We start from the raw sequence: 13,747 nt of genomic DNA, 5'->3' as shown, positions 1-13,747 counted from the left end.
GCTAGAGCTTGCTATTCGTGTGTGTTTGATGACTGCTTTATGATGATTTTTAGAAGGTGCTCAATCGCCTTATTAGCGGATTCCTCCGTCCACAAATCTGTTCTTGAGTCCGGGTAGCGATCCCAGCGATCATGAAACAGCCCGCTATAAGGCGAGTCGACATTGAACTCATCCATTAACTGTTTGTTGCTCATCTCAAATTCAGCGTAGAAAGCGTGGGCATCTGCTTTAGAAGGTAGTCCCGATGGCGATTCTGGTGCTCCAAATACAATCTCTTTCCTTAGGTCTTTGGGGACGCCTACCTCATTGCATAAATGTCCGATCTTCGTTGTAATCATCCCAGGGGTCTTATTTTTTTCTGTAGTATTACCAATATTGCGTACAATGCCAATTTTTCGACCGAAGTCTTTAACAACGCAACCATCATCAAAGAGGTCTCGATCGTACACATTGATTTTAATTTTTTCTCTGCCAAAAACTTCAGCCCATTTGCAGACTATTGAGTAGTAATTTAGTCGCTCCTTCGGGAGGCTTTCGGGAAGTGAAATTGGACCAAAAGTTGATCTATTTACGCCGCTGACTACCTTTCCTCTAATACGCTGTTGATAGGCAGAGATTGCAAATTCTTCCTGTCGACGAAGATAGATATATACCTCAATGTCAAACTCGCCTTTAAGGCTTTGGAATATAGCCCGAATATCCGACTGATCGATGGCGTATAGCCATTCGTTAGAATAGATTAACAAGTTTGTATTTTGGCGAATAAGCCGACTCTTAAAGGCTTCAATGTCCTTGATAGCTTGTCGGCCGTTCATATCATATAAAAAGGAAAAATCAGAAGTCTTCTGTTTAGAGTAAAACCTTTGAATAGAAGAAGAGCCTGTCTTTCCGCTCCCAATATGTAGTATTAGCTTTCTCATTATTTACCTATTTGAGCTATCTCTAGGAAACTTCGTTCATTAGAATGGTGTGACTTTATCGCAATTTTGATGACTACTAATCGTGTAAGTATTTTACACTTTGAGGGATCCTTTAGCAGGAGACTTTTTTAGGGCCACTTGTTTCCTAAGGAGCGCTGCAGCGGCTTGGAAATGTTTCGCTTGGATTGGATTTTTAGCTTCCCGATTCTCGCTTATCAGTTTCAAATCTTTGGCCCAAAGGCCCATTCCCTTCGCTTTTACGACTATTTGTAACCTCTCTGATACTCGTTGAGTTCGATAAGAAGCAGGTGGTACGAAGTCACTAAGTAAATCGGTGGAGTAGCCAAAGGTATCGAAATCATCTTGGTAGATGTCTTGAATGATGCTCGCCTCTTCCTTGCTGATAAGATCTTTATAGGTTTCCGATGAGCCGGTTGCGTGATGGCGACGAGTTTTTAGCTCAACCCGATGCTTGGATAAAAAGCTTGCGACTTCTCCCATCTCCTCTAAGCGCCCAATAAATTGAGGCTGAATATCATCCTTATAAAGATTGAAGACTTGCGGTCGGTAATGAGCGTTGGCTGTCTCTAGAGTGGGTAGTTCTCTAACTCGTTGGAGAAACGTAAGAAAAGAAATCTTCTGAGGCGCATCAAATCCAAGTTGGTTGAAGTATCGTTTTTTTCTTTCACCTCCCGCGTCTCCTTGAAAATTGAATTTATCCAAAAAGCAGGAGAGAATCCGACTATAAGGGTTGCGTGTGACGGCGAAAATTGGCACATCGAGATGCGGGGGGAAAGTTAGCCCCGCGGCGTTTGCTGAGCTGTGGATGTCTTCACCCTCGGGGATATCGCTAATGGATAGCGAATTTTTGATTGTTGTACAGCCACATTTGGGGTTCGATAAAAAAATAAGATCTCGATGTCTTGCATAAAAAATATTTTGGAGTTTCATTATTGTTCCCCTGAAATTAGACGCTACTAGCCAGACTTAAGTGCCACGCTAGCGAACCATTATATTAATGTCGGCGATATCGTGCCACAACAACATTAAAGATCAATAAGGTCAACGCTCGCGAGTAAAAACGGGGAAGATCATACAATTCTGAGTTTGTTAATAGCTTGATTTCTGGTTCTCGAAATTTAGCTGGTGGCGTGATTCGCAGAAGACTATACAGGTTACTTAGTGGCTATGTATATTTATAGACTAATTACCTTTCGAGATCTTCATTCTAGTCGAAGTTAGGTGCATGCAGCGGACTCTTTTCTGAGGAATGACAGGTTGTCGAGAGTCAGTATTTCTAGCACTTAGAGCGTGCCTAGCCTCGGAACGCTCTACCCCATCTATATTTGCTTGGAATGCAACGTCGATGTATAGCTTTATCCTTAGGCTCTGGCGTTATAATTGCTTGAAGTTCTACACGATGTTTGCATATTCCAGTGCGCTTTCGGCATTCTAGGGTGTCGTCAATTTAGCGCTCGAAGTATATGGTCCACTCGGTTAAACTGTGTTATTTATGAGAATCGAGTTTTGGTAATGCGGTATAGAATTCTTGTTACGGGTGGAGCGGGTTTTATTGGTTCAGCGGTCATTCGGTATTTAACCAACGAAACAGATCATGAAGTACTTAATATTGACAAGCTCACCTATGCTGGCAACTTAGAGTCCCTTCTGGAGGTGAGTGCCAACCCTCGCTACACATTCATTCAGGCCGACATTTGTGATGCGGAGGCTATGAAGCAGGCCTTTGGCGAGTTCAAACCCACGCACGTGATGCACCTCGCAGCCGAATCCCACGTTGACCGCTCTATTGATGGGCCACTGGAATTTGTGAATACCAACGTAATGGGCACCACCGTTTTGTTAGAAGCGGCCAGAGCCTACTACGCATCGCTGAGCGAAGATGCTCAGGAAGTATTCCGTTTTCATCATATTTCTACGGATGAAGTGTATGGGGACTTAGAAGGCCCTGAAGATCTGTTCACGGAAACGACGCCCTACGCACCAAGTTCACCTTACTCGGCGAGTAAGGCTGCCTCAGATCATATGGTTCGAGCCTGGTACCGTACCTTTGGTCTGCCGGTAGTGATCACCAACTGCTCCAATAACTACGGGCCGTATCACTTTCCCGAGAAGCTTATTCCGCTAGTGATTTTGAATGCGCTTGAGGGTAAGCCATTGCCGATTTACGGTAAGGGTGACCAGGTTCGCGATTGGTTGTATGTGGAAGATCATGCGCGCGCGTTGGTGAAAGTCGCAACCGAAGGCGTCTTAGGCGAAACCTATAACATTGGCGGTCACAACGAAAAGCAGAATATTGACGTAGTGAAAAAGATCTGTTCATTGCTTGATGAATTGGTAGGCTATAAGCCGAACTCAATTGAAAAATTCGAAGACCTCATTACCTTTGTAACCGATAGGCCTGGGCATGACCAGCGCTATGCGATTGATGCAACCAAGATGAGTAATGAATTGAACTGGCAGCCGCAGGAAACATTTGAGTCCGGCATTCGCAAAACCGTTGAGTGGTACTTAGCCAACCAAGGTTGGTGCCAAAATGTTCAAGACGGCAGTTATCAACGCGAGCGCCTAGGTGGCTCACAAGATTCGCAAGGAGGCGAAGCATGAAAGGAATAGTCTTAGCGGGCGGTGCGGGATCTCGGTTGCACCCTATCACCATGGGAACCTCCAAGCAGTTAATGGCTGTTTATGACAAGCCAATGGTGTATTACCCCATATCGACCCTGATGCTAGCAGGCATCAAAGATATCTTGATGATCACTACACCTGAGGATCAGGCTGGCTTTAAGCGACTGCTGGGTAGTGGTCAACGCTTTGGCATCAATATCGAATACGCGGTGCAAGAACAGCCGAATGGCCTAGCTGAAGCTTTCCTCATTGGTGAGGAGTTTATAGGTGATGACTCCGTTTGCCTGGTGCTCGGTGACAATATCTTCTACGGACATGGCTTTACCGCGGAATTGAAGATTGCAGCACAGCGGAGTGCTGGCGCAACGGTATTCGGCTATAAGGTACGTGATCCTGAGCGCTTTGGCGTAGTGGAGTTTGATAGCGAAGGGCGAGCTATTTCCATTGAGGAAAAGCCCGAAAAGCCTAAATCTAAGTACGCCGTAACAGGACTCTACTTTTACGATAATAGAGTGGTGGAGATTGCCAAAACCATTGAACCATCGCATCGCGGTGAGCTGGAAATTACTACCATTAACCAGCGTTACCTTGATATGGGCGAGCTAAACGTCAGTTTGCTGGGTCGCGGACATGCTTGGTTGGATACCGGCACCTTTGACAGCCTGCTTGAAGCGGGCCAGTTTGTTCAGACCATTGAACACAGACAATCATCCAAGGTGGCGTGCCTTGAGGAAATTGCCTTTGAAAATGGCTGGATGACTAAGGAAGAAGTGCTGGAGCGTGCTAAGCCGTTTATGAAAACGAGCTATGGGCAGTACCTAGTAGATGTAGTAAATGAAGAAGGCTTTATGAAATGAAGGTTAGCACCACGAAGTTAGATGGCGTATTGATTATTGAGCCAAAGATATTTGGTGACGAACGAGGGTTCTTCCTAGAAACCTACCATGAAGAACGCTATCACGAGGCTGGGATTAAAGCGCATTTCGTGCAGGACAATCACTCTTTCTCATCTCAAGGTGTTTTAAGAGGTCTGCACTTTCAAAAGACAAAACCGCAGGGTAAGTTAGTTCGCGTTTTAGCTGGCGAAGTGTATGACGTAGCGGTAGATATCAATCCCGATTCTAAGACCTTCGGCGAATACGTGGGGGTTACCTTAACCGGTGAAAACCACAGACAATTATACGTGCCACCTGGGTATGCGCACGGCTTCTGTGTGGTGAGTGAAACAGCACACTTCCTGTATAAGTGCACAGACTTTTATGATCCTAGTGACGAAGGCGGTATTATTTGGAATGACCCAGATGTAGCGATTGAGTGGCCAATTACTAACCCTAACCTCTCTGGCAAGGATCAAGTGAATCAAACCTTAGCGGCTTATGCGAAGGAGCTAAGATCGTGAAGATCATGATTACGGGTGCCAAAGGCCAAGTTGGCTGTGAGTTGGTTCAGCTCTGCGAAGAAAGAGGCTTGAACTATGTGGCCTTTGATTCGAAGGGGCTAGATATCACCGATGAACAGGCAGTGATGGAATGCGTTAAGCGCGAACAGCCTAGCGTTATAATCAATGCAGCGGCATATACCGCGGTTGATAAGGCCGAGGGTGATCCTAATGCGGCCTTTGCGGTGAATGCCGAGGGGCCAAAGTATTTAGCGTTGGCGGCTAAAGCGGGGAATGCGAAACTTATTCACATTTCCACGGACTATGTGTTTGATGGGGAAAAAGACGGGGCGTATACCATTGATGATGAGCCCAATCCAATAAATGTTTATGGAGCTAGCAAGTTAGCAGGTGAGCTAGCTGTCCAGACAACTGATAAGTCTGCAGTGATCATTCGAGTTGCTGGCGTCTTCGGGATTGCGGGTGATAATTTTGTTAAAAAGATTATTAGTAGAGCACGCGCTACCGGCGAGCTCACGATCGTTGATGATCAATTCGTGGGGCCAACAGCAGCAGCATTGATTGCAGAATTTGCAGTTCTTCAGCTAGCTGTCACGAAACTAAAGGGTTTGTTACATTTAGAAGTGGAAAACCATTTTAGTTGGTCCCAATATGCCAAACAAATAGTTGGCATAGCTGAAGGGATGGGAGTTTTACGCGGCGGCGTGAACATTAAGAGTATCAGCGCCTCGGCATTTGAAGCGGCGGCAAAAAGGCCGCGAAAGGTTAGACTGGTTGGAGTTAGGGTTGATTTCGAGCACTCGTTAGCCATGTATATTAAGCAGACAATAACAAGTATAGATTTTGAACGCGCAGATTAACTGAGGATTCTAAAGGGATGTTGGAAGAAGCCACTATGAATAAGTTCATTAACGAAGACAAATTAGAGAATTCAAAAAAAATTGTTTTGAATTCAGGTCTATTCGATCATAGTTGGTATGACCAGTATGGAAAATTTAAGGGAAGAGCCGAGGCGGTTGAGCATTACTTAACCCAGGGTGCAGACTTAAATTACATGCCAGTCCCGGACTTTGACGGTCAATTCTATTTGTTAATGTACCCTGAAGTGTCGGCTGCTGGCATTAATCCTCTTGTACATTTTATCAGCTATGGCGAGGCGCAACTTCGGATGCCCAACCCCTATCTTGATCTTAATGCCTACAAGGCCAAGCAAGGGTTGCCTGAGCAAGGTGTGCTGAAACATTATATTGCTTCCGGACGACCTGAAGGGCCATGGAGCAGAGAACCAAGTCTATTTACGATTGAAGCAAGTAATCAAGGAAGAGTCCGAGTGCGGCCTTGCTCCCGGAGTAAGCAACGAGAATTACTCAAAATTACTGTTTCGGATCAAGATGTGGCAACGCTTTGGAGTGACCCGGATATTAATGCGGGGGAATTGGAAGTTTGGGCCCCCCCTGCGTTCCGCAACGGCGAAACTCAGTTGGTTACCTGCACAAAGGTAGTCAGTGGTAAATTAGCAGGAGCCACGCTAACAGTTTTTGATGCGATTCAAACCCCTTTGCAGTATCTTAAGGGGAGCGAGATGATGCCGCAAATGGCGAGGTTAAGTGGCCGAGCTGCGGATCGCTATGAAAACTTACAGCTTCGATTGGCTAACCTCTCTTCATTGGATGAATTGAAGAATATACAGACTAACCATCAGACTTTGCTTGAGGGCTATCGCGGGCGCAAAGCGTTTCCTGCATTCTCCTTGCCGAAAGTCGACAAGCCTCGCGTCTCCATTGTTGTGCCAGCTTATAATAGCTTCGAACTAACCTACCATTGCATCACCTCTATTAGCTTTGCGAGTACCATAGTTTCCTATGAGGTGATTTTGGCGGATGATTGCTCCACTGATATTACTGCTGAAGCGGAAAGTATTATTGGTAATCTGGTAGTGTCTAGGCCAAAAGAAAATTCTCGATTCCTCAGGAACTGTAACCTAGCAACGCAAAAGGCTAAGGGTGAGTTCGTCGTTTTCTTGAATAACGATACCGAAGTGCTATCAGGTTGGTTAGATGAGCTGGTTGAAGTATTGGATAACGACCCGTCAATTGGCTTGGTAGGCTCTAAACTTCTAAACCGCGACGGCTCCATTCAGGAAGCTGGTGGTGTTGTTTGGGGGAATGGGCAGCCCTGGAATGCAGGTAGGGATAAAATTCGCCTAGACCCAGAATTTAATTATCTTCGTGATGTTGATTACGTGACGGGCGCGGCAATGTGTCTTCGCAAAGATTTATGGGAGACGGTTGGTCGCTTTAGTGATGAATTTGCCCCCTGTTATTATGAAGATACCGATCTTGCTTTCAAGGTTCGTGCGGCGGGTTATCGAACCTGTTATGTGCCCACATCAGAAGTCGTTCACTTTGAAGGCCAAAGTCACGGTACCGATGTCACTAAAGGGCTAAAGCAGTACCAACTTATTAATGAATCTGCTTTCCGCCGTAAATGGTATTCTGACTATAAGGGTAACGGCGAGGCGTCATTCGAATCTTTGCATTTGAACAAGGACCGCCACATTGAGCGGCGAGTTATCATGTTCGATAACGAGGTTCCTCAACTGGGCAGAGACGCCGGTAGCTACGCGGCAATTCAAGAGCTTAAACTACTACAATCATTGGGCTACAAGGTAACCTTCGTGCCACTAAATTTTGCTCATCTAGGTAAGCATACAAGGCGATTACAGAAGATGGGGGTAGAGGTTCTTTATGCTCCCAACTATTTTGATCTCGATGAGCTACTGGATAAACGTCTCAAGGAGATGGATTTAGTCTACATCACCCGTTTTGGCGTTGCTGAGCAAGTTTTGGATAAGATCCGTTCACGAAGCCAGGTGAAGGTCTTGTTCAATAATGCGGATCTTCACTTCCTTCGCGAGATTCGCGGAGCAGTGGCAGAGGGAAGTGAAAGTGCTGCGATGGAGCGCGCCCTAAAGATTCGTGAGCGTGAGCTCGCGATTTGCCGCAATGTTGATGCAGTACTTTGTTACAGCAAAGCCGAGCATGCAGTGCTTGAGTCACATTTATGCGATACATCTAATCTTCAGTTGACCCCGTGGGTCCTCGACACGCAACCGAAACCTGAGTCCTTTGAGTCACGTAAGGGAATTACCTTCTTAGGTGGGTTTGGTCATACTCCCAACGTGGAAGCGGTAGACTTTATTGTTAAAGACGTGATGCCTCAACTCGAGAAAATTAGGCCGGATATCAAACTCTATGTTTACGGTTCGAACATGCCCGAGGTTTTTGACGACTACAACTGTGAAAACGTTGAAATGGTGGGCTACGCGAAAGAGCTGGCGGATGTGTACCAGCAGCATCGTATATTCGTAGCACCATTACTCAGTGGCGCCGGAATTAAAGGAAAGGTGCTAGATGCCATTTCGTATCGTACCCCCTGTATCTTGACGGATGTTGCCGCAGAGGGGACCGGGTTAGTTGATAGGGTTAACGCTGTGATAGCAAACTCGGTGGATGAGTGGGTTGCGGGAATTATTGAACTCTACGATAGCAAAGAGGCTTGGGAAAGCTACTCAGCGGGATCAAAGGTACTCCACGAACACCGCTATTCACATGAACATGGTCGCAAGCAGATGAAAAATATACTTGAGAGTGTCGGCATCTTTGCCGGTTAGTGCTCTAGTGGAGAGCCATACCAGCCCTCGTGTGTTAATTTGTACCGGTTTTCACCGCAGTGCGACATCTGCAACGGCGCTGCAACTTGCCGAGGCAGGCCTGCCTATGGGGAATCGCCTCATGGGCGGCAGTATTTCCAACCCATTAGGGTTTGGCGAAGATCTTAGTGCGGTTGAGCTTCATGACTCATTATTGCAAGCGAACTCCACGGACTGGCAGTATGCGGGGGAAGGTGAGCTTAAGGTGGCTAGCAGCAGGGCGTTGGAACACTACGTTCAATTGCGCGATAGCTCCCTGGCTCGAAGTCGATTAGAGGAACTTACATTAGCAGGTCAGGACGCCGAGATTTCGGCGACAAGTTGGGGGTTAAAGGACCCGAGAGCGTGCTTGTTTTTAGAAAGCTGGCATCAGCTTCTTGGAGCGCGCGGCGCATATCTGTTTGTCCTACGTCACTGGTCTGCAAGCATTGAGTCATTATTAACCCGCTCAAGTCGCGAGTTGGCCCATAATCTATTGGAACCGTCGCTAAGTAACCAGCATCTTAAGTTTTGGCAAAAGCCAGAGCTTGCCGCTAAAATGTGGCTGTCCTATTGCAAGCGGATGTTAAATTTTGCGAAGCGTTATCCGGCGCAAACGCTCTTAGTGACGCAACGTGCTTTGTTTGAAGGCGCGCCCCTCGTTAGCGAGCTTAATACTCGCTTCGAACTGGGCTTAAATGAAAGTTCTAAGTCAGTATTAAAGACAAGCTTGTTAAGGGATGAAGCCTCCGAACATGTTGTACGCGAGATTTCCGAATCGCTGCGTTACGAGTTAGACCTCGTTTGGCAGGAGCTTCTCGCACTAGCGGATTTTAAGTCTGAGGATGAGCTGCCGATTTATCATCCTATTGAAGAGTGCTCAGCAGGGTTCATAGCCCGTTATCAGCAAGCTACTCGAAGAATTAATACAGAAAACGCACCAGTATTAACTGAACAACAACGTTTCGCTGCTTTTCAAAAAAGTATCAATGCTTTAACTGCTGAAACGTCTGTACTGGAGCTGCTACAAAGCCATACCGGTAAGTTTTCATCTGAGTGTCATAGTGACATCTGTGAATTAGTTCATGACTTAACAACTCGGTTTTCCCTTTCCGGCGAGCTTATGCTGCAATTAGCCAGATGGTTGCAAAGGCAAGGTCTGCATCAAAAGGCGCTGCATAGCTATCAAGAGAGTTTAGCGTTAGGCTTGGACTATCCTCATATTTATTTGAGTATCGGCAACTGCTATCAATCACTGGGGGATCATTCAAAGGCGTTACAATGCTATCAGCAAGCGATAGATAAGAATCCGAATAATCCTCAGTTTTATGTGGCTAAAGCCCAACTAATGAGAGCTGAAGGTAGGATTGATGAGGCGTTAGTACAGTTCAACAGCGCCTATATAATTGGGCCCCAGCGGATGGGTGTTATCTTACCCTATTGTGACTTGTTAATTCAGCTTAATCAGCTAGATGAAGCTAAAGGGCTAATTGATAGATTTGAAAGTAAAGAGACCAACCCTTGGCTAGAACGATTGAATGAACGGATCCTATTTCTGTTGGATAGCGATCACGGTAAGAGGCATTATGCGCAACTCAAAAAACGGAATTTAGCGGTTAACGACAAATTCGAATGGCTCGCGCAAACGTCAGTGCTCATCTCAGCGTCATCATCCGAAGCAGATTTTTTGAGGCGCGTTGAGGGACATTGGCTTGAGTTTGCATTGTAGCATTGGGGGCTTTAGGCTTTTAGATTAGGGATAGTCGCTGACAAGTTGCTGAAGGAATAACGACCTACAGATTATCGCTTAGTAAAGGGAATAGTAATGAGAACGATCATACTACATTATCACCTATTTAAAAATGCTGGCACGTCACTTGACGCCGCATTTAAAGAGAATTTTAGTGAGCTAGAAGGAGAGTGGGTGACGAAAGAGTTCCCGGCACAACCTGCTCGAAATAGAGCAGAGTTAAAGCAATGGATTATCGATAACCCACAGGCAAAGTGCTTTTCTTCTCATACGGCTATATTTCCGGTGCCTGAAATCGAGGGAGTGAAGATTATTCCTGTTATCTTTTTGAGGCATCCGATTGATAGAATTAGCTCCGCCTATAATTTCGAGAAAAAGCAGAAAGTAGAAGGCTTTGGTTCTACGCTAGCACGAAACACAACATTCTCCGGTTATGTTGAAACAAGGCTGTCACTGCCCTTTGATAGGCAATGTAGGGATTTCCAGGCGTTCCGTCTAGCTACTATGTTTGGCGAGCAACATGGTGATGAGGCTAGTAGAGCGAAGATGGCTATTGAACGTTTACCTTTTGTTGGTTTGGTTGAGAAGTATTCTGAATCCTTAGAGCGATTAGAGTCTCTCCTTCGGGACGAGGGTTTTGATGATCTTACGCTAAAGCCAATGGAGGCGAATGTATCTAGAAATACCGCCAAAAGCCTAGACGAGAAGCTAAAGGACATTACCAAAGAGTTAGGTGGCGATCTTTTGGAACGTATGTTGGCATCAAACTCCGCTGATTTAGAGCTCTGGGAGGGTGTTTTTGATGACTAAGAAAAAGGTCGTTGTAGTTGGAAACTGTCAGGCACGTCCTATTGCTGCGCTTCTGGAGCAAATGAGTGACCAAGTCGAGGTGATTAAGGTTGCTATCGTGCATTTGCTCAATAAAACAAACGAAGAAGAGTACAGGCAAGCCTTTAGGGATGCTGATTTTATTATCGCTCAACTCGTAGCGCCAAATTATCCCTGCGAATTTGTTCGTACGGTTGCGCTAAAAGAGCTCTATCCAAAAAAGGTCATTACTATCGTCAATCTCTTCTATGCAGGATACACCCCTGACTGGTTTTACATCAGAAGGCCCAATTTCGGGACTCTGAGAGGGCCGATGGGAGACTATCACAATAAAACTATCTTCAAAGCATGGCTTGAGCGTAAAACGAAGTCTGAGGCCATGGCGTTAGTTACTGATAAGTCTTTCAATAGCCAAGAATATCTGCCTATTGTTCACAAGTCCCTTGTAGAGCTAAAAAATAGAGAGCAAGAGGCGGACGTAAAGATTGCATACTATATCGAAGAAAATTACCTGAAAAGACGTTTATTTTTTACTTTCAATCATCCCTCTAAAGAGCTTCTAGTAGAATATACCAAGCAAGTTTTAATTTTTTTGGATATTATTGTTACGGTTGATTCCGACATTGATATGAGGGAGCCTCTTAATCAATTTATTCCTCAGGTTAATGTGGCGGTACCGATATCCATCGATAGAGCGGATAACTACAAGGGAAGTAGTGTGTTGACGGTGGATGGCTGGAATGTGGACGTCCACGGTAGCGAGATTTACTCGTTAAGAGGCCTAGTTGATGTTTTTTATAGTATTTATAGCCAAAATGAGACGGAGTTAGATTTACTGTCGAAGAATCTGCTTTGAACCTCAGTGGAAGCCCCAAGATTTCCCGAACCATGATGCTCAGTGAGGCCTTAGCTCGCTTTGGTCGGTGTACTATTAGTGATTTAATTGATTGGTATCTGAATCGTTTCCGCATCGTGCGAGTTTATTAAGAGTGGTAAGTGTAGGATAAAGAGCTTTGGAGTTAGTTATGAATTACGGATATGGCGCTTTCGTCAAGGTCCCTCTCGAGGGGTTAGATAATAGTAGCCAACATTTTGAAGTTCAAATGTACGATAGAACTCAAACTACTATTGACAAGTTTGATGCGTCTATCCACCTGGAGGAAGTTGAGGCGGAAGGAGTGGGAGTGCTGTTATATGAGGACTATCACGAGTTTAATTTGAAACGGATTTCCGCAGGATTAGCATCCAAAGAGAATCGATTTTTAAATGACGTAGATTTTGTTGTAAGGCACCAAGTTGTCTCTCTAAAAGCTGCTGATATCGTTATTCCAAATGGTGCGATACAGATTGGAAATAGTCTAATTAAAGATACTCTTTATATGTCTAGGCTCTTCTCAATTAGAGCTTATAAAAATGATAAATCTACAGGCTGGAAGTGGCAACAAGATTCTTCTTTAAAGTTCTCTCATAGTGACCAGTTAAAGGGCTTTACAGTAGCTTTTTGTTACCACAGATTATACGGGCAGTTCTTTCACTGGTTCTTGGATTGTCTGCCAAGGCTATGGTTGCTTCAGAGATCGAAGGTGAATGTTGATTTATATATTATTCCCGGCTTTGATGAGCACGATTTCATCTCGGAGTCTGTTAAGGTACTCGGAGTGGACAAGAAAAGTATTGTGAAGATAGATTCTCCCCAAACCTTACGAGTTGATAGTTTAGTTTTTCCTACCTCATACGTTAAGGAATCTCAGAAGGTTAGGCCTTCGCTTGGGGATGGTGTTAATTACAAAGGTGGTTGGGACTATAAGTATATCAGGGATGTTAATTCTAAGTTTCGTAGTGCAGTCGAGAGTAGCAGAGTATTACACAAAAGGATATTTGTTGATAGGAGTGACTCTAATCATAGGCAGGTAAAAAACCATGCGGAGCTCTTATCTTTGTTGGATAGATATGGGTTCCACGTGGTCACCCCTGGGCTTCTAACTTTCGTAGAGCAGGTTTCAGTCTTTCGGGATGCTGAGGTAGTATTGGGTGTTCATGGTGCTGGCCTAACAAACATATTGTGGTGTAAACCTGACGAAGCCAGTGTAATTGAATTAGTCGTGGACAAGTTAGGCGATCCTGGATACCGATTTATCGCTGGAATGTTAGGGCTCAATTATGAGTATATATTGACAGCCCCTGATCAAGATCACCGGCATGGCATAGCTTTTGCTGACGTATATGTAGATCTTGAGACTCTTGAAGAGAAGCTTAAGGATTTAGGGTTGTGAGTCTAAAATGAGAATAGTTGAGCTCCATAAAAAGAATCTGGATGTTTATTTTAATGAATTAGACTTTTCGGAATGCCCGATTGGTATATTTCGGCGCGCCGCCCGCGAGACTTGGATTTTAGATGCAAAGCCTATCGGTATAATTTTGGTCAGCAACGACAAAGTTTGATAAGGCCTGAGAACTCTAGACACTTTTTATGGTAAATTAAGAACCATAGAAGTGAGGTAGAAATATGCCAC

General features: G+C 45.0%; 11 protein-coding genes. 9 read left to right on the top strand and 2 right to left on the bottom strand.

Annotated elements, in window-relative coordinates:
• Nucleotides 1-11: 11 nt before the first annotated feature.
• Nucleotides 12-920, bottom strand: a complete 909-nt coding sequence (locus Q0698_RS12750; protein WP_298637066.1) for a hypothetical protein — start codon at nucleotides 918-920, stop codon at nucleotides 12-14.
• A gap of 93 nt (nucleotides 921-1,013) precedes the next feature.
• Nucleotides 1,014-1,871, bottom strand: coding sequence for a sulfotransferase family protein (locus Q0698_RS12745; RefSeq protein ID WP_298637065.1), 858 nt, complete (start codon nucleotides 1,869-1,871; stop codon nucleotides 1,014-1,016).
• 582 nt (nucleotides 1,872-2,453) lie between these two features.
• Here Q0698_RS12745 and rfbB point away from each other — a divergent pair.
• The 9 genes from rfbB to Q0698_RS12700 all read left to right on the top strand — a co-directional run bounded on the left by rfbB (nucleotide 2,454) and on the right by Q0698_RS12700 (nucleotide 13,507).
• On the top strand, nucleotides 2,454-3,545 hold the full coding sequence (rfbB, locus tag Q0698_RS12740) for a dTDP-glucose 4,6-dehydratase (RefSeq protein WP_298637064.1): 1,092 nt from the start codon (nucleotides 2,454-2,456) through the stop codon (nucleotides 3,543-3,545).
• The gene (gene rfbA, locus Q0698_RS12735) at nucleotides 3,542-4,423 is read left to right on the top strand and encodes a glucose-1-phosphate thymidylyltransferase RfbA (protein WP_298637063.1); all 882 of its coding nucleotides are present in this window, start codon (nucleotides 3,542-3,544) and stop codon (nucleotides 4,421-4,423) included. Before rfbB ends, rfbA begins: the two co-directional genes overlap by 4 nt.
• Nucleotides 4,420-4,965 carry a dTDP-4-dehydrorhamnose 3,5-epimerase gene (gene rfbC, locus Q0698_RS12730; protein ID WP_298637062.1) on the top strand — a complete coding sequence of 182 codons (546 nt, stop codon included), beginning with the start codon at nucleotides 4,420-4,422 and terminating at the stop codon, nucleotides 4,963-4,965. The genes rfbA and rfbC overlap by 4 nt, the downstream gene beginning before the upstream one ends.
• 5 nt (nucleotides 4,966-4,970) lie before the next feature.
• Nucleotides 4,971-5,825, top strand: coding sequence for a dTDP-4-dehydrorhamnose reductase (rfbD, locus tag Q0698_RS12725; protein WP_298637088.1), 855 nt, complete (start codon nucleotides 4,971-4,973; stop codon nucleotides 5,823-5,825).
• A gap of 35 nt (nucleotides 5,826-5,860) precedes the next feature.
• Nucleotides 5,861-8,638 (top strand): glycosyltransferase, encoded by a 2,778-nt coding sequence (locus Q0698_RS12720; RefSeq protein ID WP_298637061.1) that lies wholly within the window; start codon nucleotides 5,861-5,863, stop codon nucleotides 8,636-8,638.
• The gene (locus Q0698_RS12715; RefSeq protein ID WP_298637060.1) at nucleotides 8,628-10,385 is read left to right on the top strand and encodes a tetratricopeptide repeat protein; all 1,758 of its coding nucleotides are present in this window, start codon (nucleotides 8,628-8,630) and stop codon (nucleotides 10,383-10,385) included. Before Q0698_RS12720 ends, Q0698_RS12715 begins: the two co-directional genes overlap by 11 nt.
• A gap of 96 nt (nucleotides 10,386-10,481) precedes the next feature.
• Entirely contained in the window at nucleotides 10,482-11,216 is a 735-nt protein-coding gene (locus Q0698_RS12710) for a sulfotransferase family 2 domain-containing protein (protein ID WP_298637059.1), read from the top strand.
• Nucleotides 11,209-12,090: a WcbI family polysaccharide biosynthesis putative acetyltransferase gene (locus tag Q0698_RS12705; RefSeq protein ID WP_298637058.1), complete on the top strand. Its 882-nt coding sequence runs from the start codon at nucleotides 11,209-11,211 to the stop codon at nucleotides 12,088-12,090. The genes Q0698_RS12710 and Q0698_RS12705 overlap by 8 nt, the downstream gene beginning before the upstream one ends.
• Before the next feature lie 169 nt (nucleotides 12,091-12,259).
• The gene (locus tag Q0698_RS12700; protein WP_298637057.1) at nucleotides 12,260-13,507 is read left to right on the top strand and encodes a glycosyltransferase family 61 protein; all 1,248 of its coding nucleotides are present in this window, start codon (nucleotides 12,260-12,262) and stop codon (nucleotides 13,505-13,507) included.
• The last annotated feature ends 240 nt before the right edge of the window (nucleotides 13,508-13,747 follow it).

Origin of the sequence: uncultured Umboniibacter sp. (genome assembly GCF_947497555.1) — a bacterium.
Lineage (GTDB): Bacteria > Pseudomonadota > Gammaproteobacteria > Pseudomonadales > DSM-25080 > Umboniibacter.
Note: the sequence above shows the minus strand (reverse complement) of the source record. Positions and strands in the feature narration are given on the sequence as shown.

What these genes read in the sequence shown, in the direction of transcription:
- Q0698_RS12750 (WP_298637066.1), bottom strand. Translation starts at nt 920, where the DNA reads ATGAGAAAGCTAATACTACATATTGGGAGCGGAAAGACAGGCTCTTCT.
- Q0698_RS12745 (WP_298637065.1), bottom strand. Translation starts at nt 1,871, where the DNA reads ATGAAACTCCAAAATATTTTTTATGCAAGACATCGAGATCTTATTTTT.
- rfbB (WP_298637064.1), top strand. Translation starts at nt 2,454, where the DNA reads ATGCGGTATAGAATTCTTGTTACGGGTGGAGCGGGTTTTATTGGTTCA.
- rfbA (WP_298637063.1), top strand. Translation starts at nt 3,542, where the DNA reads ATGAAAGGAATAGTCTTAGCGGGCGGTGCGGGATCTCGGTTGCACCCT.
- rfbC (WP_298637062.1), top strand. Translation starts at nt 4,420, where the DNA reads ATGAAGGTTAGCACCACGAAGTTAGATGGCGTATTGATTATTGAGCCA.
- rfbD (WP_298637088.1), top strand. Translation starts at nt 4,971, where the DNA reads ATGATTACGGGTGCCAAAGGCCAAGTTGGCTGTGAGTTGGTTCAGCTC.
- Q0698_RS12720 (WP_298637061.1), top strand. Translation starts at nt 5,861, where the DNA reads ATGAATAAGTTCATTAACGAAGACAAATTAGAGAATTCAAAAAAAATT.
- Q0698_RS12710 (WP_298637059.1), top strand. Translation starts at nt 10,482, where the DNA reads ATGAGAACGATCATACTACATTATCACCTATTTAAAAATGCTGGCACG.
- Q0698_RS12705 (WP_298637058.1), top strand. Translation starts at nt 11,209, where the DNA reads ATGACTAAGAAAAAGGTCGTTGTAGTTGGAAACTGTCAGGCACGTCCT.
- Q0698_RS12700 (WP_298637057.1), top strand. Translation starts at nt 12,260, where the DNA reads ATGAATTACGGATATGGCGCTTTCGTCAAGGTCCCTCTCGAGGGGTTA.